Origin of the sequence: Clostridium paraputrificum (assembly GCF_900447045.1) — a bacterium.
GTDB lineage: Bacteria > Bacillota > Clostridia > Clostridiales > Clostridiaceae > Clostridium > Clostridium paraputrificum.
On sequence record NZ_UAWH01000014.1, the window covers coordinates 839,675 to 865,063 of the forward strand.

Below are 25,389 nucleotides of genomic sequence, written 5' to 3' on the forward strand. Positions count from 1 at the left end.
GACTTTAAAATGGGTGAATCTTTAGGCGGATTAAAGAGAACTATGTACTGTGGTGAACCTAGAGAAGAACATATAGGTAAAAAGATTACTCTTATGGGATGGGTTCAAAGAAATAGAAAGCTTGGAGGTCTTGAATTTATAGACTTAAGAGATAGAAGCGGAATAATGCAAGTTGTTTTTGGTGAAGAAATAAATGCTGAAGCTTTTGAAAAAGCTAAGGGTGTTAAGCCAGAATACTGCATAGCTGTAACAGGAGAAGTTGTTAAGAGACAATCTCCTAATGAAAACATGCCAACAGGTATGGTTGAATTAATGTGTGAAGAAATAAAGGTTCTTTCAGAATCTGAAACTCCACCAATATATATAAAAGAAGGATTAGATGCATCTGAACAAATTAGATTAAAGTATAGATACTTAGATTTAAGAAGACCAGATATGCAAAATATCTTTATGATAAGAAATAGAGCTACTAAGGCGGTAAGAGATTTCTTAGATAACAACGGATTCTTAGATGTAGAAACTCCAATGTTAACTAAGTCAACTCCAGAAGGAGCAAGAGACTACTTAGTACCCTCTAGAAACTATCCAGGTATGTTCTATGCATTACCTCAATCACCACAAATATTTAAGCAATTATTAATGGTTTCTGGATTTGATAGATACTATCAAATAGTTAAGTGCTTCAGAGATGAAGATTTAAGAGCAAATAGACAACCAGAATTTACTCAAATAGATATGGAATTAAGCTTCGTTGAGCAAGATGATGTTATGGAATTAAATGAAAGACTTGTAGCTCATGTATTCAAAGAAGTTTTAGGTCATGAAGTTAAGCTTCCAATAGCTAGAATGACATTTAAAGATGCTATGGAAAAGTACGGTTCTGATAAGCCAGACTTAAGATTCGGTATGGAAATTACTGATTTAACAGAGGTTGTTAAGGATGTAGACTTTAAAGTATTCCAAAGTGCTATAGAAATTGGCGGTTCAGTTAGAGCCCTTTGCCTAAAGGGTGGAGCATCTATGGGAAGAAAAGATGTTGATAGATTAGGTGAATTTGTTAAGACTTACAAAGCTAAGGGATTAGCATACATTCAACTTAAGGAAGAAGGAATTAAATCTCCTATAGCTAAGTTCTTAAAGGAAGAAGAAATGAATGCTATCATTGAAAAGATGGGAGCAGAAACAGGAGATATAATTTTAATAGTTGGGGATAAAAACTCAGTAGTATTCCAAAGTCTTGGAGCATTAAGATTAGAACTTGCTAAGAAGTATGATTTAATTAAGGATAAGAATGAATTTAACTTCTGTTGGATTACTGAATTCCCATTATTCGAGTATGACGAAGAAGAAAATAGATATACAGCGTGTCACCATCCATTTACAGCACCAATGGATGAAGATTTAGATATGATAGAAACTAATCCAGGTGCAGTAAGATCTAAGGCATATGACTTAGTATTAAATGGTGAAGAATTAGGTGGAGGTTCTATAAGAATTCATAATATGGAACTTCAACAAAGAATGTTTAAAGCTTTAGGCTTTACAGAAGAATCTGCTTGGGAAAGATTTGGATTCTTATTAGAAGCATTTAAGTTTGGTCCACCACCACATGGAGGATTAGCATTTGGTCTAGATAGAATGATAATGTTCTTAGCTGGAACAGATAATATTAAAGATGTTATTGCATTCCCTAAGAATCAAAATGCTTACTGCTACTTAAGTGAAGCGCCAAATATAGCAGATGAAAAACAATTAGAAGAATTAGGTATTGCTATAACAGCTAAAAGTGAAGAAGAATAGATTAACTTATGAAAAAATTCCTACTAGTAGTAGGAATTTTTTTAATTATATTAAGTAATAAATAATAGGGGAAAGAGATGGTATAAATGGGTGGTTCGAGAAAAATAAAGGGTTCTATTCTATTTTTTATTTGTGCCTTTACATTAGGTTTCTTTGCATTTTCAATGGGGAATTCAGCAATTAATGCTCAAGAAAAAAGATTGAAGAAGTATACTGCTGAAAATAATAGAGCTATTGTAGCTACATGTAATAAAGAAATAAAATTCAAAGAATTAGTAAAAGTAATAAAGGATAATAAGGTATCAGTTCAATTAATTAGCAAAGTAAATAATGAAAATGAAGAATATGATGTATTTGTTACAACATGTATAAAGTCTGATGGGTTAAATAGACTTGGAGATTTACGAGAGGGAGAGTATTTAACAAAAGAAGATTATGGAAGTGATAAATTAATTGGAGTTTTTTCATCAATATTAGCTGGGGATGAGAAATTTTTATTAAAAAATATGAATGGAGATTCTATAGAAGTAGGTAAGAAAGGATCAACTTTCGATACAGGTAGAAGTATAGATATCCCTAATAAAATCTTTTTTAAGATTACAGGACAAGATACTATTTCTAATAAAAACCTAGAAATAGTAATAAGTGGAGAGGATGAAGAAGTAAAATCATCTATAAGTAACATAAGGAATTATATTAAAGCGTTAGATAAAGATGGACAAGTTAATGATTATGATTATACAGATGATGATGTTAGTGATGCTGCAAATCAAATGATTAGGGCCTCATATATTATTATATTTATAACAGTTATAAATTCTATATCTATTGCTTATTTATGGGTTAATGACAATAAAAAAGAAATTATTATTAGAAAAGTATGTGGGGCAAAAAGTATAAATTTAGTAGGAACATTTTTTGGTAGATTAGTTGTAATTGCATTAATATCTGTAGTTATAGCCTTAGGATTGCAATGGTTTCTTGGGACTGTTTTTAAAGGGGTATTTATAAATCTGGATATTAGATTATCTCTTAATAATATTCAATATTCATTATTATTTTCTGTTGGGGTTGCTATATTATCTAGTATACCAGCATTTCATTATATATCAGAATTGCAACCTGCAGAATTATTAAGGGGGGAATAAATATGTATAATGCATTTAGATCTTTGGGAGGATTTAAGTTACTTACTCTACTAGTAATTATTCAGTTAGCATTGGGAATAAGCTTGCTTGATAATGTAGCAATGCAGCTAATGGGGGTAATAAATAAAAGGGATGTTTATACAGAGATGTTTGATGTAAATAATACTTATATGATAAGAGTTCGAAATGCAGTTAGTTGGGGAGGAAATAATTCTGCGGAGTTGTTGGATGAAGGTACGGAAGAATTAGCATCAGAAAAAGCTGAGGAATTAACAAAAGAAATATGTAAGGATATATATGATCTTAAGGATAAAAGAATAATAAAAGATGTTTTTTCTTGCTATAACTATTCAGGTGTGATAGCGGATTTATATGATAAATCACCTTTAGAACAGTCAAAAAAAGATATGGGTCCAAATTCTTATTTAGTTACATTACAAATAGATAAAAACTTTTATGAACATTATGAATTAAAAATAGAAGAAGGAAGAACATTTAGTGAAGAAGATTTTAATTTAGATTATAGGAAAGATATTATTCCTATTGTAGTTGGAAATGATTATAAAGATATAGTTAATGTAGGGGACGTATTATTGCAGGAATGGCAATCTTATGAAGGGGATACAGTAAAAATAAAATATAAAGTTATAGGTTTTTTAGAAACTAACTCAATAGTATCTTTTTTGGCTAGGAATGAGCTATTTAATGCAATAACCTATACTAATTCTATTGTAATACAACCTGCAATAGATACTTTTCCTGTAAGTATGGCAATGCAAGACATAGGTATCTTTCTTGAGACTGGTTATGGTAATGATATTACAAAAGTACAAGAAGAAATTAATGATGTTATAAGAAAATATGATCCAGACAATAAGTATGGATTCTATCTTCATACTGTAAGTCTAAGGGAAGATATGGGAGCAATAAAAGCTAGCCTTGTAAATGATATTAATATAGCTATTCTTTTAGGTGGAGTATTGATTTTATTAGCCATAATTGGAATTACAACTGCAATTTTAGGTGAGTTAAAACAACGACGAAAAGAGTTTGGAATAAGGATGGCTTGTGGAGCATCCATTAAAGACATTTCTAAGGAAATAATCATAAAAGTTTTAATTTTAAGCTTTATTTCAGCTATACTTGGATTTTTGTATGTTGGTTATACAGTAGGAGAATATACGTTGGGGCTTGGGATTACACTATTAAATATTTCTCTAGTGGCATTTTTTACTATAGCAATTTCTGTAGTGCCTGTTATATCTCTAAAAAAATATGATGTGGTTAAATTGTTAAGGGAGGATATAAAATAATGAGTATGATTTCTTTAAAAAACATAATTAAGGATTATGGTGAAGGCTCAGGAAAAACTACTGCTCTTAAAGGGGTAGACTTAGAAATTGAAAAGGGAGAAATGGTTGCTATAATGGGACCTTCAGGTTCAGGAAAAACTACACTTTTAAATATATTAGGATTATTAGATATTCAAACAAGTGGTGAATATATTTTAGATGGGAAAGTTGTTAAAGGAATAAAAGCAGACTCATTAGCAAAGCTTAGAAATAAAAAAATAGGATTTATATTTCAAAATTTTAACCTTCTATATGAATATGACATAGTTTATAATGTATGAATTCCATTGACTTATTCTAATAACACTAAGGATATGAGGTCCCGTTGCGTAAAGATGTTGAAGATGGTTGGACTTAAAGATCATATAAACAAGAAACCAGATGAATTATCAGGAGGACAAAAGCAAAGGGTAGCTATTGCAAGAGCCTTAATAAATGAACCGGAAATAATATTAGCTGATGAACCTACAGGAGCTTTAGATAAGAAAACTGGTGATGATATCTTAGAATTAATTAGAGATATTAATAAAGAAGGAAAAACAATTATTATAGTAACACATGATAAGAGCATAGCTGATAAATGTGATAGAGTAATAAATATTATTGATGGACAAGTAGTCGTGTAGTTAATAGAAAAGAGAGTTTTTATAAAACTCTCTTTTCTATTATATAAAATAAAAACACGTACATTCTCAAGATAAAATGTTATTAATTTCGAAACATGTTTTTAAAGTATATAAATTAATGAATACATAGAAAAAAGTTATTATAATAATTTTAAATAGTGTAGACAAATTAAGTTAATTATATAGCTAATTCGTAAGATATTCGAAAATAAGAAGTAATTCACCGAAAAATGTGTTGAATTCTTCTGAAATACTTTTAAAGCTATCATAACTTCCAATTGGAACAGATAAGGTAGAGGCTTTAGCTAATTTAGAATTTTTATTAGCTGTAAAGGAAATAATTTTAAATCCATGAGTATTAGCTTCTTCAACTAGTTCTACTAGTCTAGAGGTTTTTCCAGAACGTGATATAGCTATTATTAATAGATTATCCTTATTTTCTGGCGAAAGTAGTTGAAGATGTAGTGTATGTGCACAGCTATATCCTTTTAGAAATAAAGCTTCACTAATAAAATTGGATATTATATCTGAGAAACCCATGCCAGTTATAACAATTTGTTTATTCTTATATTCAGAAAGAATTGAATTAAAATCTTTCTTATAAGGTTTTACAGTATCATAAAGCTTTGAATATGCATTTTCATTATTATTTTCACTTTTATTATAAGTGTAGGATATGTAATGAATCATATCAGAATAACCTTCAAAACCTAGTTTTTTAACTAGTTTATATACCATAGATGTTGAGGTATAGTTATCTGATGCAAGTTTTCTTATACCTATAGATTTTATTTCATCAATATTATCATAAAGATACTGAAGTAATTTTCTTTCTAATGTATCTAAGTTGTGTTTATGAGATAAAAGTTCAATATTCATTAAATCACCTCTAAGGTATTATACAATAAGCTAATTAATAATTAAAATAAAAAATAAACAAAGGAGAATGTACTATGAGCAACAAATTTACTCAAGACCCATGGGCAAGAACAAAAACTCGTAATGGGCTAAATGGAGATGAAGTTATATCAGCTCTACAAAAGTCTATTAGAAGAGGACTAGTTGAGGAGGCATGTAAGTTTGCATATGAAATGTATATTACATCACCTCAAATGGAAGACAAGCTATGGAGAAGACTATTAACAATAACTGTTGAAGATATTGGTATGGGAGATCCTAATGCAGCTATATTAGTAAATAATCTTAACCAAATGAGATTACAATTTGATTATGCAGATGGAGATAGACCAATATACTTTATTCATGCTATAAGATATCTTTGTGCATGCGAAAAGGATAGATCAAGCGATCTTCTTAAGAATATTGTAATCAAAGGATTTGCTATGGGTGAGGTTCCAGAAATACCTGACTATGCATTAGATAAGCATACAGTAAGAGGAGCTGAAATGGGAAGAGACTCATTCCATTTTTTAAATGAAGCAAGTAAGGTTATACCTCAAATGGAAGTAGACAATGATTACAAAGAACGTTACGGAAAGATATTAGAAACATATAAGCCAGAAGAAGCAGTTGAATCAGCATTTAAATTCAATGGATGGCAGTACTAAAATAGCATGGTAGGAGGAAGTGGGCTATGGAAGGAAATAAGTTTTTAGATAAATTAGATAGAGTTTTATCACCAATAGGAAGTAAGTTAGGAAATCAAAGACATTTAAAGGCAATATCTGCTGGTATGATGATGCCTTTAGCATTAATTGTTGTGGGAGCATTATTTTTAGTTATAGCAAACCCACCTATAAATCCAGATTTAGTTAATGCAGATACTGCAAATTTCTTTGTTAAGGGATTATTATCTTGGAAAGAATTCGCTGTTGAAAATTATGCTATATTAACAGCACCATTTAATATGACAATGGGTATGTTTGGACTTATGAGTGCATTCTCAATTGCATACTCATTAGCTAATGAATATAAAATGAAAGCTTCTATTTCAGGATTAATCTCATTATCAGTATTTTTAATGATTTGTGCACCAGCTGTAGAAGGTGGGATTTCTACTCAATATCTAGGAGCAGATGGATTATTTGTAGCAATTATTATATCTGTACTATCTGTTGAAATATCAAGATTCCTAAAGGTTAAGGGGCTTGAGTTTAAGTTACCAGATTCAGTACCATCAGCTGTAACATCATTTATTAATTCAATATTACCTGTAGTAGCTAATATAGCAATCCTTTATGGATTAAATATTATATTAGTTTCAAGTTTAGATAAGAATTTACCAGATGCCATAATGGGTATTTTAACACCAGCTTTATCTGTAGTAGATAATTTATGGGGATTCATATTTCTAATAACTTTTTCTAACTTGTTATGGCTATTTGGAGTTAACGGAACTTCAATTATATTCCCTATAGTATTTTCATTAGGTATAGCTAACAGTGGACTAAATGCAGAATTAGTAGCGGCAGGACAAGCACCAACAAACCTTATGAACTTACAAATGTTTAGAATAGCTATCATGGGTGGAGCAGGTAATACAATAGGATTAATTATTCTTATGATGAAGAGTAGATCAACTCATTTAAAGACATTGGGAAGATTATCAATAGTACCTGGAATGTGCGGAATAAATGAACCAGTAATATTTGGTGGCCCAATTGTGTTTAACCCAATACTTGCAATTCCATTTTTAATTACACCTATAGTGTCAGTATCACTTACATATTTTGTTCAAAGTATAGGATTAATTACACCAGGATACATAGTTGACCCATCATTTACTCCTTTCTTTGCACAAGCTTATTTAAGCTCATTAGATTGGAGAAATGTAGTTTTCGTATTCTTATTAATACCAATATCAATGGTAATATACTATCCATTCTTTAAGATATTTGAAAAGAAGCAACTTAAGGAAGAAGGAATTAATTAAAAATGTAAAAAGATAAGTTCTTAAGAACTTAACAACTTAAGATAGTAAAAATCAGGTATTGAGTGGATTCTAGTAGGATGAATTCTAATTAGAAAGATATACAATAACTTTCAGTGAAATATATAAAAGGAGCTATGGCTATTTTTTCTGATAATGCCATAGCTCCTTTTTTATTTTACAAGTACAAAAATATCTTTAAATGGTTGACGTGTTTTGATAGGCTGAGGATTTTTTCTGTAGCCTAAAGCAACCATTAAGGTTACATAAAATTTCTCCTTATCAAGTAAGTTTCTCTTTACTAAAATTTTGTTTACAGCATCTAAATCAAATCCACCAATAGAACAGGAATCGATTTTTTCAAAAGCAGCAATAGTCATCATATTTGCACAAGCTATATATGTTTGCTTTGTTGAATAGTCAAGAAGGTCCTCTTCTGTCTTAAACTTACTTTCTTCAAAGCCCTTCATTATTTCTTTATATTTTTCAGAAACTTCCTCTGGCATATTATGAACATCCTTTAAAATATAGTTTATGAAATCTGAATTATATTTAATTTGGTTAGGAGTTCTACTTAGAGCAATAACTAAATGGCTACAGGATGGAATTTGCTTTTGTCCACCCCAAGAAACGGAGGTAAGTTCTTTTTTTAACTCTTCATTTTCTATAATTAAAAACTTCCATGGTTCAATTCCCATAGAGCTAGGAGAAAGACGTGCACTTTCTAATATAAGATTAAGTTCATCTTCACTTATTTTCTTTGAAGGGTCAAATTCCTTGCAAGCGTGTCTAAAATTTAAGGCTTCTAATATTTCTTTCTTATCCATATAATAATCCTCCTATTATTGTATTTATAGTATTATTGTTTCAAAAATATCTTAACTAATTCGTAATTGTTAATAGAAAATTATAGGATATAATGTAACAAAAGAGTAGTTCGGGGGGTAAATTATATGGAGGGGAAAAAATATATAAAGGTTCTGAAAAAAATGATGGTTACATTTATATGTATATTGGTAATTATTCTTTGTGGAGCCTTAGTAATAATAAATAACGTACAAGCAAAAGGTGAGAAGAGAATAGTTACAAAGGATGATATTCCAGAAAAAGTTGATGCAATTATAGTTCTTGGGGCTGGGGTTAGAGAAGATGGTACTCCTTCAGATATTTTAACTGATAGGTTATCAACAGCATTAGATGTTTTAAACTTGGGGGTAGAGGGAAAACTACTTCTTTCAGGAGATCATGGAAGAGAAGGATATAATGAAGTTGGAACTATGAAGGATTATATTTTAAAGAATTCAGATATAAAGGAGAAGGATATTTTTTTAGACCATGCAGGTTTTTCAACTTATGATAGTATTTATAGGGCTAAAGATATTTTTAAGGTTGAAAGTGCCATAATTGTGACTAATGAATATCATCTACCTAGAGCTTTATACTTATCAGAGAAGCTTGGCATAGATGCTTATGGATATACTTCAGATAAGAGAGAATACTATTATATGGATGCTTATAAGAAGAGAGAGAAGATTGCACAATTAAAAGATTTCTTGTTTGTAAATATATTGAAGCCTAAACCTAAATTCTTAGGAGATTCAATTCCAGTTAATACAAGTGATGGAAGAGATACAGAAGGATAAAAGAATAGTTTATAGAATATTAAAGTAAAAAGGTTTTGCAAAAAGCAAAATCTTTTTTCACGTTTAGGGAACTTTTGTAGATTTAAATACTCTTATTTATAAATAGAATGCTAGGGGGAATGCTTTTATGAATTTAGAGGATAGGTTAAAGGAATTAAAAGAAGAGGGTAATGAAGCGCCTGACTGTATGGAAGATAGATTAAGGGGATCTTTAGAGGGGGCTAAAAGAGATAATTATAATAGGGGCAGAAAAGTATTTATAAAAGTAGCTACAATTTTAATAGCTATTCTTCTAATTTTTAATTTTGATCTTGTATCTGGAACATTACAAAAGTTATTAGGTTTTGACTATTATTTTTCAGATGATGTTAATATAAACTCTCTAAATGAAAAGGGAAATATACAAATGGTAAATGAAAATATAAGTTTTAGTGATGGAAATAAAATAGTTATAGAGGGGTTAGTGTATGATGGAACCTATATAAATCTTTTTGTAAGTAATGAGGATGAGTGCGGAAAAATCAATATAGATGAGGGTATACCACTATCAATGTATCCTGAAAAAGTAAATGGAGATAAGTACAATAGTGTTTATAGGTTCTTTGTAAATGAGAATTTAGATTGTATAAACTTAAATGCTATATCTAAAGATGGAGAGGTAAAGAGCATTAAGATTACAATAGATAAATCAAAGATTGTGCAAACTAAAATACTCCAAGGAAAAAATGAAAAAGTATCTGTTGAAGGTATAGACTTTAAGGTTAATGAAATATTAATTAGTCATCTTGGAGTTACAATTGACTATAGCTTAATATCTGAGGATAGCAATCTTATTAATAAGCTAAAGAGCGTTAATAAAAGTTTTTATAAATATGATATAGCTGCAGATATATTTGTTGCTTGTAACATTAAATCTGAGAAATACTTTACTTTGGGAGGGTGGAGTGAAGAAGAGATAGAAAATGGAATGAGATTTAAAAGGTTAGTTGTATTTTCTGATATAAGTGTAGATGATATAGAAAAAGTAGAAGTGACATTAGATAATTTATATTTTACTAAGAAGTTGGATTCAACTATAAGTAAAAATACATGGATAAATGATTATGTTTATTTTGATATAGTTGAAGATGCAGGGGATTAGATGTCAGTTCAGTATTGGACTAGATTTAAGCATCAAGAAGATGGAAGGACTATATTAGAGTATAATATATCACCTTACGCGATTTTTTATGGATCAAGTGGTAGCTTAGAAGGTAGTAAGGAGATTTTTATTGAAGAACATAAAAACTTTACTAACTTCAAAGCCGACTATGAAAAGAATAATTTATATATTAGCAAAAATAAGGCTTTTAATATACCAGAGAATAAAAGAAAGATAGTATTTTATTTGAGAGGGGAACAATAGTATGGAACTACTGGTAAAAAAGGCTATAAAAGGGGACAAGGAAGCCTTATTAAAATTAATTATGGATAAGAAAGATGAATATTATGGATTAGCCTTTATATATATGAAAAATAAAGATGATGCTTTAGATGCACTTCAAGAAATGATTGTGGTTTTATATAGGGAAATTGTAAAGCTAAAAAAGAAAGAGGCTTTCTATAGTTGGAGTAAAACTATTTTGGTGAATATTTGCAAGAGAGAATTAAAGAGGAAAAATAAAGAAAACAAAGAAGAGAAAGATGATGAATATATTGAGGGAAGCTATTCTAATGTGGAGGATAAAATTTACTTAAAGGAACTTATAGAAAAATTAAATGAGGATCAAAAAGAGGTTATAAAGTTAAGGTACTATCTAGATTGCTCTTATAATGATATTTCAGAAATTACTGGTGTACCATTGGGTACAGTGAAGTCTAGAATAAGTAAAGGGATAGATAAGTTAAGAAAGATAGTAGATGGGGAACTTGAATAACAAAGAATAGTCTCTTATAGAAGATTAATGCAAGATAAAGTATAATAAAAATCAAGAGAAAAACTTCTGATCTTTTATTTTTAAAAATATATAAATATATAAATATAAGAACTTAAGAATAAATTATGGTATTCAGGTATAAAGATGGAGAGAAGTACATATGGGAGGACAAGATGATTAAGTTACGTCTTAAAGATATAAGTAAAGTTGTTAATAGATATGCAAAAGTTATTTCAAGTATTGTAAATATCGATGTTGAGATAGTTGATGAGAATTTAATTAGAATAGCTGGAACTGGATTATATAGTAATAAAGTTAATGAGAGTATAGATAAGGTTGGATATGTTTATAAGCATGCATTAGCTACAGGAGAAATTCAAATTATTAATAATCCAGGAGAAAATGAATTATGTAAAAACTGTGAGCAATGCGGAAATTGTATAGAAGAGATGGAGATATGTGTTCCAATAAAATATAAGGATGAGACATTTGGAATTATTGGATTAATTTGCAGTAGCTATGATCAAAAGAAGAGACTAGAAGGTAATTTAACTAATATGGTATCATTCTTAGAGCAAATTGGGGAATTAATTGCAGCAAAAATAATTGAAGAGAATGAAGTTGAGTTAAGTCGGTTGAATCTAAGTTTCTTAAAACAAATATTGGATTCTGTTGATAATGGCGTAATACCCATAAAGAGAGATGGTACAATACAAAATATTAATTACTGTGGATTAAAAGAACTAAAACTGAGCCCAAGTGTAATAGGTAAAAATATAGAAATTACCGAGGTAGAGGAGTATTATCACGGAAATAGAACTTTTAAAATAACAATTGAAGAAAAAGAATTTAATGTTGTTGGCAAGCTTATTCCCAATGTAGTTGGCATAGATGAATGTGATAAGATATTGATATTTAATAAGTTACATAAGTTACAAGAGGATGCCTTAAATATTTCTTTAGGGGATAATAAAACAAATACGAAGTCAATTTTAGGAGAATCAAAAGCAATAAAATCATTAAAAAATAAAGTTAAAAGAATAGCAGATTCAAAATCTACTGTATTAATAACTGGAGAAAGTGGAACAGGAAAAGAATTAGTGGCAAGAGCTATTCATTCAGAAAGCGATAGAAAAAATAAACCATTTATAGCAATTAACTGTGGAGCAATTCCTGAAACTCTTCTTGAAAGTGAATTGTTTGGATATGTTAAAGGTGCTTTTTCAGGGGCAAGTTCTAGTGGAAGAATAGGTAAGTTTGAGTTAGCAAATAAAGGTGTAATATTTTTAGATGAAATAGGAGACATGCCTTTATATCTCCAAGTAAAGTTATTGAGGGTATTGCAAGAAAGAGTAGTTGTTAGAATTGGGTCAAATCAATTACAACACTTGGATATAAGAGTTATAGCTGCAACTAATAAAAATCTAAAAGAACTTGTAAAGGAAGGAAAGTTCAGAGAGGATTTATATTATAGGCTTAATGTAATTCCTATAGAGGTACCTCCCCTTAGAGATAGGGAAGATGATATAGATATTATTACAAAGGGATTATTAAATAAATATAACCAAATTTATAATAAATATGTTCATACAATTGATGATGACGTGAGAAATATGATGCATAAATATAGTTGGCCAGGAAATATACGAGAATTAGAAAATGTTGTTGAGTTTATGGTAAGTCTTTCTAATGAAAGTGGAATAGTAAAGAGAAGTATGCTACCTAAATCCTTTGTTGATGCATATCAAGAAGAAAAGGATAAAAATAAATTTAGTTTTTTAGAGAATAATGAAATAAGAACATTAAAGGATATTGAAAAGCAGTATATAACTAAGGTTTTGGAGGAATATGGTTACGATACAGAAGGAAAGAAAAAAGCTGCAAAAAAATTAGGTATTGGACTAGCTACACTTTATAGAAAGCTAGATGATATGAAATGATTATCATTTTGAGAAAAAGTATAGATAATATTATCAAATTAGAAATATAGAATGTTTTAAGCGATTATCATTTTGAGAATTAATTCTCAAAATGATAATCGCTTGTTTTTTATATATAAATTTAATTAAAAAATAGCTTTTACAAAGGGCAAAATGAGATTAAAGTGTATTTTTCCAGTGAAAAAACAAAGAAAAAACTGGCATGAAATTTGCTTTGAGAATAAGCATAGGAGGGATGGAAATGATTGAGAATATTAAATGGAAAGAAAATACATTACCTAAAGTAAATAAGGATGATTTATTAGATTTTTTAAGTATTGAGGAAGTGTCTAAAGCAAAAAACTTTCATAGTAGTTTTCCTCAATACTCAGAGACACCTTTAGTAAGTTTGGATAATTTAGCAGATTCTTTAGGACTAGGTGGAATATTTATTAAAGATGAATCCTACAGATTTGGATTAAATGCATTTAAGGTATTAGGTGGATCCTTTGCTATGGCTAAATATCTAGCTGAAAAGTTGGGAAAGGATATTAGTGAATTACCTTATGAAAAAATGATTTCTAAAGAAGTAAGAGAAGCTTTAGGAGAAATTACTTTTGTAACAGCTACTGATGGAAACCATGGAAGAGGAGTTGCGTGGACAGCTAATCAATTAAAACAAAAGTCTGTAGTGTACATGCCTAAGGGATCTTCTTTAATAAGATTAGAGAATATTAGAAAAGAGGGAGCAGAGGCAAGTATAACAGATATGAATTATGATGATGCTGTTAGATTAGCAGATAAATATGCTAAGGAGCATAATGGAGTAGTAATTCAAGATACTGCTTGGGAAGGATATGAGGATATTCCAGCATGGATAATGCAAGGTTATGGAACAATGGGGCTTGAAGCTTACAATCAGCTTAAAGAATATAAGGTTGAAAGACCTACTCATATATTTATTCAAGCAGGTGTTGGTTCTTTAGCTGGCGGAATTCAAGGATTCTTTGCTTCTGTTTTTGGAGAAGATTGTCCTAAGACTGTAATAGTAGAAGCAAATAAGGCGGATTGTTTATACAAATCAGCAGTTGCAAATGATGGGGAACCAAGAGTTGTTGGTGGAGATATGCAAACTATTATGGCTGGACTAGCATGTGGTGAGCCTAACATAATTGGATGGGAAGTATTAAAAAGTTGTTCAAAGGTATTTGTTTCTTGTCCTGACTGGGTAGCAGCTAAGGGGATGAGAATACTAGGTAATCCTTTAAAAGAAGATAAGAGAGTAGTATCAGGAGAATCAGGTGCTGTTACAACAGGCTTAATATATGAAATTATGAAAAATGATGCTTATAAAGAATTAAGAGAAAAATTAGAATTAAATGAGGATTCAAAGGTATTACTTTTCAGTACAGAAGGAGATACAGATCCTGAGAAATATAGAGAAATTGTTTGGGAAGGAAATTATTAATATATAAGGAGATAAGGGTATGTTAAGTGAAAAAAGAAAAGAAGAGTTAGTAAATTTATGTAGAGAAATGGTTCAAAATCAATCGATATCAGGTGAAGAAGGACAAGTAGTAGGAGTTATTAAGAAAGCTTTAAAAAACTTAGGATATGATGATGTTTATGTTGATGCATATGGTAATGTAATTGGCCATATTAAAGGAAGTAAGCCAGGTAAGAAACTTTTATTTGATGGGCATATTGATACAGTTCCAGTTCCTGATGATTCTAAATGGACATATTCACCTTTTGGAGCAGAAGTAGTTGATGGAAAGATTTATGGTAGAGGAACTTCTGATATGAAGGGGCAAACTTCAGCTATGATTTCTGCTGCAGCTTATTTTGCAGAAGATGTTAAGAAAGACTTTGAAGGAGATATTTATGTAGCGGGGGTTGTTCATGAAGAATTATTTGAAGGTGTAGCATCAAGAAGCATTAGCTCATTTGTAAAACCTGATTATGTAATAATTGGTGAATCATCAGAAATGAACTTAAAAATAGGACAAAGAGGAAGAGCAGAAATTGTTATAGAAACTTTTGGAAAACCAGCTCACTCAGCTAATCCAGAAAAAGGTATAAATGCAGTTTACAAGATGTCAAAGGTTATTGAAAAAATTCAAGGAGTAGAAACCCCTGTACATCCTGTACTTGGAAAAGGAATTTTAGTATTAACAGATATTAAGTCATCCCCATATCCAGGAGCTTCTGTTGTACCTGATTACTGTAAAGCAACTTTTGACAGAAGATTATTAGTGGGTGAAACTAAGGAATCTGTATTAGCTCCAATAGAAAAGATTTTAGAAGAGTTAAGAAAAGAAGATGCAGAGTTAAATGTTAAGGTTTCATATGCAAAAGGAAATGAAACTTGTTATACAGGTGAGGTAATAGAAGGAGAAAGATTCTTCCCAGCATGGTTATATGATGAGGAAGATGAATTCGTACAAGCAGCATATAAGGGATTAAAGAATGCTGGAATTAATCCTGAGATAACTCAATACTCTTTCTGTACTAATGGTTCTCACTATGCAGGAGAAAAAGGTATAAAGACAATAGGATTTGGACCATCTAAAGAAAATTTAGCTCATACTATTGATGAATATATAGAATTAGAACAATTATATACAGGAGCTGAAGGATATTATGAAATCTTAAAGTCTGTTTATAAAAAGTAATTTAAGAGGGTGATGGGTGTTGAAAGTTCTAATTAAGAATGGAATTATCGTTGATGGAACAGGAAAGAAAACATTTAAAGGTGATTTGTTAATTGAAGACAGTAGAATAAAAGAAATAGGGAAAGTTAGTGAAAATGCTGACAAGATAATAGATGCAAAAGGTAGAGTAGTATCTCCAGGTTTTATAGATACTCATAGTCATTCAGATTTAATGATTTTAGTAAATCCTTATAATGAAATAAAAATAAGACAAGGGATTACAACTGAGGTTTTAGGACAAGATGGTATATCAATGGCTCCATTACCTACTGAATTTATAAGTCCTTGGAGAAAAAATATAGCTGGTCTTGATGGAGATACAGACGAAATTGATTGGGAATATGAAACAACAGAAAATTATCTAAAGATGATGAAAGATAATGGAGTTGGACTTAATGAGTGTTATTTAGTTCCTCATGGAAATGTAAGAATGGAAGCTATGGGGTTAGGCAATAGACCTGCTACAGATGAAGAAATCTCTAAGATGTGTGAAATAACAAGAAGAGAGATGGAAGCAGGAGCCTTTGGACTGTCTACAGGTTTAATATATATCCCTTGCGCCTATGGAAGAACTAATGAACTTATAGAAATGTGTAAGGTAGTTGCTGAATATGATGGTGTCTTTGTTGTACATCAAAGAAGTGAGGCAGATACAATTGTAGATTCTATGAAGGAAGTTATAGAAATTGGTAAGAAGTCTGGAGTAAAGGTGCATTTTTCACACTTCAAGGTATGTGGAAAGAACAACTGGAAGTATATTGATGAAATGGAGAAATTACTAGAAGAGGCTGAACAAGAAGGTATTAGAGTATCATTTGATCAATATCCATATGCAGCTGGTAGTACAATGCTTGGAGTAATTTTACCACCTTGGGCTCATGACGGAGGAACTGATGAGCTTATGAACAGACTACAATCAAAAGAACTAAGGGATAAAATGATTTATGATATGGAACATGGCATACCAGGTTGGGATAACTTTGTAGATTTTGCAGGTGTAGATCAAATTTTTGTAACAAGTGTAAAAACTGAGAAGAATAAAGATCTTATAGGTAAGAGTTTAGAGGAAATTGGAAAAATAAAAGGTAAAGATCCTTTAAATGCAACTTTTGATTTATTATACGAGGAAGAAAATGCTGTAGGAATGGTAGACTTCTATGGATTAGAAGAACATGTAATAAAATTCCTATGTAGAAAAGAACAAAATGTATGTACAGATGGTTTGTTAGCAGGGAAACCACATCCTAGAGCGTATGGATCATTCCCAAGAATATTAGGAAGATATGTAAGAGAGAAAAATATTTTATCTGTAGAAGAGGCTGTCTATAAAATGTCAAAGAAAGCAGCTGATTCATTTGGAATTAAAGAAAGAGGAGAATTGGCTAAGGGAAACTTTGCAGATATAGTAATCTTTGATTTAGATAAAGTATGTGATAAGGGAACTTATGTTGACCCAACTCAATATCCAGAAGGAATAGATTATGTAATCATAAATGGTGAAGTTGTAATAGAAGAAGGTGTATACAACAAAATTAAAGCTGGTATGGTGGTAACAAAATAAAGGTAGGTAGAGAGAGATGTTAATAGGTAATGGTAGATTGATAACCCATGATAAGAATAATTCCTATTTAGAAGATGGATGTATCTACATTGATGGAAACATTATTAAAGAAGTAGGAAAGACAAAGGATTTAAAAGATAAATATTCCAAAGAAGAGTTTATCGATGCAAGAGGAAATGTAATAATGCCAGGCATTATCAATACCCATCATCATATATATAGTGCTTTTGCTAGGGGGATGAATCTAAACAATCCCCCTGCAAAGGGATTTATAGATATATTAGAAAATTTATGGTGGAGATTGGATAAAGAGTTAACAATTGAAGATACAAGATATAGTGGATATACAACTTTAATAGATAGTATTAAGTATGGAGTTACTACAGTTTTTGATCATCATGCAAGTCCAATGCACTTAGAGGGAAGCGTATTTGAATTAGGAGATGTGGCAAAAGAGTTAGGTATAAGAGCTTGTTTGTGTTATGAAACTTCTGATAGAGATGGTGAAGAAATTTTAAATAAAGGTATAAAAGAAAATATAGATTTTATAAAACATGCAAACAACCAAGATGACGATATGATTAAAGGAATGTTTGGAATGCACGCATCCTTTACATTAAGTGATGAAAGCTTATATAAATGTGCTGAAGCAATGGAAGGCATAGACTCTGGATATCATATACATACCGCAGAGGGAATAGATGATGTATATGATTCATTAAGAAGAAGCGGAAAAAGAGTAGCTGAAAGATTAATGGATTTCGACATATTAGGAAACAAGACTCTAGCAGTTCATAGTATACATTTAAATCCTAGAGAGTTGGATTTAATAAAAGCTACTAACACAAATATTGTTAATAATCCTGAATCTAATATGGGGAATGCTGTAGGATGTGCACCTGTATTAAATATGATTGAAAGAGGAATTAATGTAGGGCTTGGTACAGACGGATATACTTCAGATATGTTTGAATCAATGAAGGTTGAAAATATAATTCAAAAACATAACTTGTGTAATTCTAATGTGGCTTGGGTGGAAACACCAAAAATGATTTTTGAGAACAATGCTAAGATTGCTAATAAATTCTTTAACAATACATTGGGAGTAATTAAAGAAGGCGCTTATGGTGATGTAATTATTGTTGAATATAATCCATTAACACCAATGACTAAAGATAATTATAACAGCCATATAGTATTTGGTATGTGCGGGAAATGTGTATTAACAACAATTGTAAATGGAAAGGTTTTAATGAAGGATAGAGAATTAGTGGGCATTGATGAGGAGAAAATATTCTCTAAATCAAGAGAATTATCAAAGAAACTATGGGATAGAATCTAAATTCGAAAAGAGGAATTGGGTATGAATAATGAGAGTATGAATGTGGCTCCTGTTGATGAAAAGTTACCTGTAGGTAAAAGCTTAGCATTAGCACTTCAACACGTATTAGCCATGTGTGCGGGTGCTGTAGCAGTACCAATAATAGTTGGTAATGCAGCAGGGCTTTCACAAAGTGATATTGTTTTTTTAATAAATGCAGATTTACTAATTGCAGGAGTTGCTACCTTAATTCAAACCTTAGGGCTTGGTTCTAAAATTGGAGCTAAGATACCAATGGTAGAAGGTACAAGCTTTGCAACTGTTAGTGCTATGGTTGCAATAGCAGATTCCTATAAAGGAGACTCTTTATCTGCTATGACAACAATATTTGGAGCAGTATTAATAGCAGGTATATTTACATTTTTTATGGCACCTGTTTTTGGAAAGTTATTAAGATTCTTTCCAAAAGTGGTAACAGGAACAGTGGTATCAATTATAGGATTATCCCTTATACCCGTTGCTGTAAGATGGGCAGCAGGAAATGATACCACATCCCCAAGTTTTGCAAGTGCAGAAAATATTATTATGGCACTTGTTACATTAATACTAATAATTTTAATGAATAAGTTTTTAAAAGGAATGTTAGGAAACCTATCAATTCTATTAGGTCTTGTATTAGGTACTGTAATCGCTTCCGTAATTGGAATGACTGATTTTACAATGTTTAAAGAAGCTGGATGGTTTAGTCTAAACTTACCATTTCACTTTGGTACTCCAAAGTTTGAAGCATCAGCAATTATATCTCTTATTTTAGTTGTATTAGTAATAATGACAGAAGCTACAGGAAATATAATTGCAATTCATGAGATGGTGGGTAAAGATTTAGATGACAAAAACTTAGCAAGAGGTTTAAGGACTGATGGATTAGCAACAATGTTGGCGTCTATATTTAATACTTTTCCACATACAGCCTTTGCACAGAATATAGGTTTAGTTGCTTTAACAGGTGTGAAAAGTAGGTTTGTAGTAGCAATATCTGGAGGAATATTAATTCTATTAGGGTTATTCCCTAAAATGGCAGCATTATTTACTTGTATACCATATCCAGTACTTGGGGGAGCAGGCTTTGTAATGTTTGGAATGGTTATTTCAGGTGGAATTAAAACTTTAAAATCTGTAGAGTTTGATGGAAATAAGAATTCATTGATAGTTGCAGTAAGTATTGGACTTTCAATGATTCCAACAGTTGTCCCAACTTTTTATCAAAACTTTCCAGAATGGGTAAATACACTTTTCCATAGTGGAATTACTACAGGAAGCCTATGTGCAATATTACTTAATTTACTATTCAATATCTTAGGAGAGAAGAAAGAATATTTAGTACAAACAGATTATTCTAAAGAAGTTTAAATAGAGGAGTGAAAAATATGGCAAGTTTAAATGTTAATATATTAGGAATGGAATTTAATAACCCTATCTTTACAGCAGCTGGACCAGGTGCTAAAGATGGAGATTTATGTGTAAAAGCTGTAGAAGGAGGAGCAGGTGGCCTTGTGACTAAAACAATATCTGTTGATCCAGCACCAGTACCAAGACCTTGTATGGCAAAAACTAATTCGGGTTTTTTAAATACTGAATTATGGTCAGAGCTTCCAAAGGAACAATGGATAGAAAAAGAATATAAGAGAGCTAAAAGTGCTGGAGTTCCAATGATAGTAAGTATGGGCTATAAAGCAGAAGATATAGAAAAGATAGCACCATTAGTTAAGCCTTATGCAGATGCAGTAGAGTTATCAACTCACTATGTTGGAACTGATGTAAAGCCAATAGTCGATGCAATGAAGGCTGCTAAAAAGGCATTAGATTGTCCTGTATTTATGAAGATGAGTCCACATACTGATATTCAAACTATTGCAAAGGCTTTAGAGGATGCAGGTGCAGATGGGTTAGTAATGATTAATTCTTTTGGTCCATGTATGTCAATAGATTTAGAAACAGGATATCCAATAATGGGAAGTCAAAAGGGATATGGCTGGTTATCAGGAGCACCAATTAGACCTTTAGCAGTAAGAAATATATATGATGCATCAAGAGTTGTTAATATTCCAATAATAGGAGTTGGAGGAGTGACCTGCGGAAGAGATGCAGCAGAAATGTTAATGGCAGGAGCATCAGCAGTTGAAGTTTGTACAGAAGCAATTTTAAAGGGACCTGGAATATATGGAAAAATAGCGAAAGAGTTAAATGCTTTCTTAGATGAGCATGGATATAAAGATGTAAAAGAAATTATTGGACTATCACATAAAAAGGCTAATGAAAGAACATTCAGGACAGAAGCTATTCCGCCTGTAGTAGATAATGATAAGTGCATAAAATGTGGTCAATGTAGAGTTAGTTGTGTATATGATGCGATTACTATTGAAGAGGTTCTTAAGATTGATGAAGATAAGTGTTTTGGTTGTGGATTATGTGTTACAAGATGTCCAAAAGGAGCATTAACTATTCAATATAAATAAGAAGGTGCAATATATGGGTATTGTTTTAAAGGGTGGTACAATAGTTTCTTCGAAAGATTCATATATAGCTGATATAAGAATAGAAAATGGGATAATTAAAGCTATGGGAGAGAATCTAGAAGTTGATGGAGATGAAGTAATTAATGTTTCAGGGAGATATATTCTCCCTGGAGGAATTGATGCTCATACACATTTTAATTTAGATGTTGGAGTAACAAGAACTGCAGATAATTTTGAAACAGGAACTAAAGCTGCATTAGTTGGTGGTACTACAACAATTATTGATTATGCAAATCATATAAAAGGACAAAGATTTTTAGATGATTTAAGGTATTATAGTACTTTAACAGATGGAAGATGTTATTGTGACTATAGTTATCATCTAAGCATAACAGAATGGAATCAAGATTTTTCTAAGGAAATGGGAGAGATGGTTTTAAGAGGAATACCTTCTTTTAAGATGTATATGGCATATAAGGATACTCTTCAAGTAGAGGATTATGAAATAGAAGAAGCATTAAGAAAAGCTAAAGAATTAGGTATTATACTTTCATTTCATTGTGAAGATGGAGATGAAATAGTTAAAAATGTTTCTAATCTTCTTTTAGAAGGTAAGACAGAGCCAAAATTTCATGAGATTTCTAGAGGAGATGAGGTTGAGCTAGCTGCTGTTAAAAAGATTTTAGATATATCTGAAAAGGTTGATTATCCAGTATATATAGTACATCTAAGTACTAAAAAAGCTTTAGATGAAATAATTAGAAGACGTAAATCAGGAACAAAGGTAATTATAGAAACATGTCCTCAATATCTTTTACTAAATAAAGAAGCTTATAAAGGAAAAGTTGATGATGATTTTAATGGAGCAAAATATGTTATGTCTCCTCCATTAAGATCAAAAGAAGATAATAATGCTTTATGGAAAGGTATTGCTAATAGGGATATACAAATTATTGCCACAGATCATTGCTCTTTTAATTATAAAAATCAAAAAGAAATAGGATTAAAAGATTTTTCTAAAATACCAAACGGAGCACCAGGAGTAGAACATCGTATGATATTACTTTATTCATTTGGAGTAAGAGAAGAGAGAATTTCTATTAATAAACTAGTAGAAATAACCTCTGAAAATCCATCTAAGATTTTTGGATTATATCCTAATAAGGGAGTAATAGCAGAAGGTAGTGATGGAGATATATTAGTTCTAAATCCAAGTGAAGAAGAGGTAATAACATGGCAAAATCAAACTCAAAATGTTGATTATACTCCATATGAGGGATATAAGGTAAAAGGAAAAATAGAAAGGGTATTTTTAAGAGGAAAAGAAGTAGTTAAAGATGGAAAGCTACTTTCTGATAAGGCCTTTGGACAGTTTGTAAGTAGAAAAAGGTTGAGAGATGAGGTGCAAAAGTATGGTGAAATTTAAACTGAATGGTAGAGATGTAGAGATTGAAGAGGGAAGAACTCTTATTAATTATTTAAGAGAGGGATGTGACCTTACTTCAGTAAAAAATGGTTGTGGGGAAGGTGCTTGTGGCGCATGTATGGTTTTAGTTGATGGAAAGGCTACAAAAGCATGTATCTTAAAGTCAGATAAGATAGAAGGAAAGGAAATACAAACTGTTGAAGGATTAAGTGATAGGGACAAAAAGGTATTTGCTTATGCCTTTAGTAAAGCAGGTGCAGTACAATGCGGATTTTGTATTCCTGGAATGGTAATTAGTGCAAAAGCTTTACTTCTTAAAACTTTAAATCCTACATTAGATGAAGTGAAAAAGGCATTAATGGGAAATATCTGTAGATGTACAGGCTATGTGAAAATTGAAAAAGCAGTACTTATGGCAGCAGAAATCCTTAGGGAAAATAGAGATGTTCCAACAGTATTCTGTAAGGGTATTGTTGGGGAAGAGATGGGAAGAATTGATGCAGAGGATAAGATATTAGCTGAAGGCGAATATGTAGATGATATGAAAATTAATGGTATGATATATGGATTTGCATTAAGAAGTAAATATCCAAGAGCCTTAGTTAAAAATATTGATTATTCTGATGCAGAGAAGTTAGAAGGAGTAGTTAAGGTAGTAACTTCTAAAGATATACCTGGAGAGAGATATGGAGGCCACTTAAAGAAAGATTGGCCAGCGCTTATAGAAGTAGGAGAAGAAACTAGATATGTAGGTGATGCTATAGCTTTGGTTGCTGCAACTTCAATGGATATTGCAAGGAAGGCAGCAGACCTAATAAAAGTGGATTATGAGGAGTTAGAACCACTATCATTACCTGAAGAAGCAATGAAGGAAGGAGCTCCTAAAATTCATAAGGATGGCAACATTCTAGTAAGGGAAGTCTTAAAAAGAGGAAATGTAGATGAAGCTCTTAAAAATTCTAAGTATGTTGTTACTAACCACTACTCAGTTCCGTTTACAGAACATGCATTTTTAGAGCCTGAATCTGCAGTGGCAGTTCCAACAGAAAAAGAATTAATAGTTTATACAGGTAGTCAAAGTGTTTATGATGATTTACATGAAATAACTCACTTATTAGGATTAGGTGAGGATAAGGTTAGGATAATATCTAAGTATGTAGGTGGAGGATTTGGTGGCAAAGAAGATATGAGCTGTCAACATCATGCTGCATTACTAGCATACTTAACTGGAAAACCTGTAAAAATGACTTTAACAAGGGCTGAAAGTATTAAGGTTCATCCAAAGAGGCATGCCATGGAGATGGAGTTTACAACAGCCTGTGATGAAAAGGGCAAGCTTACAGCAATGAGAGCAAAGATAATTGCTGATACTGGAGCTTATGCATCTCTTGGTGGTCCGGTATTACAAAGAGCATGTACTCATGCAGCAGGTCCATATAATTATCAGAATTCAGAGGTGGAAGGAATTGCAGTATATACTAATAATCCTCCAGGTGGTGCATTTAGAGGTTTTGGTGTTACGCAATCAGCTTTTGCTACTGAATGTAATATAAATCAATTAGCAGAGTTAGTTGGAATATCACCTTGGGAATTTAGATGGAGGAATGCAATTGAAGCAGGACAAGAACTACCAAATGGTCAAATTGCAGATCCTGGTACAGCTTTAAAAGAAACTTTATTAGCTGTAAAAGATGTATATGACAACAATGAATATGTTGGTATTGCCTGTGCCTTTAAAAACTCTGGTATCGGAGTAGGACTTCCTGATATAGGAAGATGTATCTTAGAAATAAAAGATGGAAAGGTTCATATAAGAAGTTCAGCAGCTTGCATTGGACAAGGTTTAGGAACAATATTAACTCAAATACTATGTCAGACATTAGATATTACTCCAGATAAGGTAGTATATGAAGCGCCTGATACTAGAAGAACACCAGATTCAGGTACCACAACGGCATCAAGACAAACAACTTTCACAGGAGAAGCTGTTAGAGTAACTGCTTTAAAAGTTAAGGAAGCTTTAAATGGAAGAACTTTAGATGCGCTTAATGGACAAGAGTTCTATGGTGAGTTCTCAGGAGTAACAGATAAAATGGGAAGTGATAAAAAGAATCCAGTAAGCCATGTTGCTTATGGATTTGCAACTCAAGTTGTTGTTTTAGATGAAAATGGAAAATTAAAAAAGGTTGTAGCAGCTCATGATGTTGGTAAAGCTATAAACCCAAAGAATGTTGAAGGACAAATTGAGGGTGGAGTAGTTATGGGATTAGGATATGCTCTTACTGAAGATTATCCTTTAAAAAATAGTGTGCCTACTGCAAAATTTGGAACATTAGGGTTATTAAGAGCAACAGCAGTACCAGAGATAAAGGCTATGGTTATAGAAAAAAATACTAATGATTTATCTTATGGTGCTAAAGGGGTAGGAGAGATAACATGTATCCCTACTGCACCAGCAGTTCAAGGTGCTTATTATAAATTTGATGGAGTATTTAGAACTAAATTACCATTAGAAAATACTTTTTATAAAAAGTCAAAAAAATAGAATTATTGATTT

The 25,389-nt window shown here is 31.3% G+C and carries 20 protein-coding genes and 1 pseudogene; 19 read left to right on the top strand and 2 right to left on the bottom strand.

From position 1 onward, the window contains the following. Positions 1-9 precede the first annotated feature (9 nt). From aspS to DR024_RS08975, 4 genes and pseudogenes are all read left to right on the top strand, one after another. Positions 10-1,800 (top strand): aspartate--tRNA ligase, encoded by a 1,791-nt coding sequence (gene aspS, locus DR024_RS08960; RefSeq protein WP_055183594.1) that lies wholly within the window; start codon positions 10-12, stop codon positions 1,798-1,800. Positions 1,801-1,886: 86 nt separating this feature from the next. Continuing rightward, a complete protein-coding gene (locus DR024_RS08965; RefSeq protein ID WP_055183593.1) occupies positions 1,887-2,948 on the top strand; it encodes an ABC transporter permease in 1,062 nt (353 codons plus the stop codon). Between the two features lie 2 nt (positions 2,949-2,950). Beyond that, positions 2,951-4,261 (top strand): FtsX-like permease family protein, encoded by a 1,311-nt coding sequence (locus DR024_RS08970; RefSeq protein ID WP_055183592.1) that lies wholly within the window; start codon positions 2,951-2,953, stop codon positions 4,259-4,261. 5 nt (positions 4,262-4,266) lie between these two features. Continuing rightward, a pseudogene (locus DR024_RS08975) lies at positions 4,267-4,926 on the top strand (ABC transporter ATP-binding protein). Positions 4,927-5,112: 186 nt separating this feature from the next. Here the strand turns inward: DR024_RS08975 and DR024_RS08980 are convergent. Next, positions 5,113-5,805 (bottom strand): MurR/RpiR family transcriptional regulator, encoded by a 693-nt coding sequence (locus DR024_RS08980; protein WP_027099649.1) that lies wholly within the window; start codon positions 5,803-5,805, stop codon positions 5,113-5,115. A 74-nt stretch (positions 5,806-5,879) separates the two neighbouring features. Here DR024_RS08980 and DR024_RS08985 point away from each other — a divergent pair, with 74 nt between their 5' ends. Together DR024_RS08985 and DR024_RS08990 are read left to right on the top strand one after the other, a co-directional pair. Further along, a complete protein-coding gene (locus tag DR024_RS08985) occupies positions 5,880-6,494 on the top strand; it encodes an AAA family ATPase (protein ID WP_027099650.1) in 615 nt (204 codons plus the stop codon). 26 nt (positions 6,495-6,520) lie between these two features. Further along, positions 6,521-7,819: a PTS sugar transporter subunit IIC gene (locus DR024_RS08990; RefSeq protein WP_111918562.1), complete on the top strand. Its 1,299-nt coding sequence runs from the start codon at positions 6,521-6,523 to the stop codon at positions 7,817-7,819. A 170-nt stretch (positions 7,820-7,989) separates the two neighbouring features. On the opposite strand, the gene DR024_RS08995 is transcribed toward DR024_RS08990, so the two are convergent. Further along, complete coding sequence (locus tag DR024_RS08995) at positions 7,990-8,643, bottom strand: NAD(P)H-dependent oxidoreductase (protein WP_111918564.1); 654 nt, start codon at positions 8,641-8,643, stop codon at positions 7,990-7,992. Between the two features lie 126 nt (positions 8,644-8,769). Here DR024_RS08995 and DR024_RS09000 point away from each other — a divergent pair, with 126 nt between their 5' ends. From DR024_RS09000 to xdh, 13 genes are all read left to right on the top strand, one after another. Then, the gene (locus DR024_RS09000; RefSeq protein WP_111918566.1) at positions 8,770-9,459 is read left to right on the top strand and encodes a SanA/YdcF family protein; all 690 of its coding nucleotides are present in this window, start codon (positions 8,770-8,772) and stop codon (positions 9,457-9,459) included. A gap of 127 nt (positions 9,460-9,586) precedes the next feature. Next, on the top strand, positions 9,587-10,600 hold the full coding sequence (locus DR024_RS09005; protein WP_111918568.1) for a hypothetical protein: 1,014 nt from the start codon (positions 9,587-9,589) through the stop codon (positions 10,598-10,600). Continuing rightward, entirely contained in the window at positions 10,601-10,864 is a 264-nt protein-coding gene (locus DR024_RS09010; protein WP_111918570.1) for a hypothetical protein, read from the top strand. Between the two features lies 1 nt (position 10,865). Next, on the top strand, positions 10,866-11,375 hold the full coding sequence (locus DR024_RS09015) for an RNA polymerase sigma factor (RefSeq protein ID WP_111918572.1): 510 nt from the start codon (positions 10,866-10,868) through the stop codon (positions 11,373-11,375). Positions 11,376-11,548: 173 nt separating this feature from the next. After that, positions 11,549-13,315, top strand: a complete 1,767-nt coding sequence (locus tag DR024_RS09020) for a sigma-54-dependent Fis family transcriptional regulator (RefSeq protein ID WP_055183587.1) — start codon at positions 11,549-11,551, stop codon at positions 13,313-13,315. 241 nt (positions 13,316-13,556) lie between these two features. Continuing rightward, the gene (dpaL, locus tag DR024_RS09025; RefSeq protein ID WP_027099655.1) at positions 13,557-14,762 is read left to right on the top strand and encodes a diaminopropionate ammonia-lyase; all 1,206 of its coding nucleotides are present in this window, start codon (positions 13,557-13,559) and stop codon (positions 14,760-14,762) included. Between the two features lie 19 nt (positions 14,763-14,781). Beyond that, the gene (locus DR024_RS09030) at positions 14,782-15,969 is read left to right on the top strand and encodes a YgeY family selenium metabolism-linked hydrolase (protein ID WP_027099656.1); all 1,188 of its coding nucleotides are present in this window, start codon (positions 14,782-14,784) and stop codon (positions 15,967-15,969) included. A gap of 19 nt (positions 15,970-15,988) precedes the next feature. Continuing rightward, positions 15,989-17,569: an N-acyl-D-amino-acid deacylase family protein gene (locus DR024_RS09035; protein WP_027099657.1), complete on the top strand. Its 1,581-nt coding sequence runs from the start codon at positions 15,989-15,991 to the stop codon at positions 17,567-17,569. A gap of 16 nt (positions 17,570-17,585) precedes the next feature. Beyond that, on the top strand, positions 17,586-18,911 hold the full coding sequence (gene ssnA / locus DR024_RS09040; protein ID WP_055183586.1) for a putative aminohydrolase SsnA: 1,326 nt from the start codon (positions 17,586-17,588) through the stop codon (positions 18,909-18,911). Positions 18,912-18,932: 21 nt separating this feature from the next. Then, positions 18,933-20,300: a nucleobase:cation symporter-2 family protein gene (locus DR024_RS09045; protein WP_055183585.1), complete on the top strand. Its 1,368-nt coding sequence runs from the start codon at positions 18,933-18,935 to the stop codon at positions 20,298-20,300. A 17-nt stretch (positions 20,301-20,317) separates the two neighbouring features. Then, the gene (locus tag DR024_RS09050) at positions 20,318-21,406 is read left to right on the top strand and encodes a 4Fe-4S binding protein (protein ID WP_111918574.1); all 1,089 of its coding nucleotides are present in this window, start codon (positions 20,318-20,320) and stop codon (positions 21,404-21,406) included. 13 nt (positions 21,407-21,419) lie between these two features. Then, positions 21,420-22,832, top strand: coding sequence for a dihydropyrimidinase (gene hydA / locus DR024_RS09055; RefSeq protein ID WP_111918576.1), 1,413 nt, complete (start codon positions 21,420-21,422; stop codon positions 22,830-22,832). After that, on the top strand, positions 22,819-25,377 hold the full coding sequence (gene xdh, locus DR024_RS09060; protein ID WP_111918578.1) for a selenium-dependent xanthine dehydrogenase: 2,559 nt from the start codon (positions 22,819-22,821) through the stop codon (positions 25,375-25,377). Before hydA ends, xdh begins: the two co-directional genes overlap by 14 nt. The last annotated feature ends 12 nt before the right edge of the window (positions 25,378-25,389 follow it).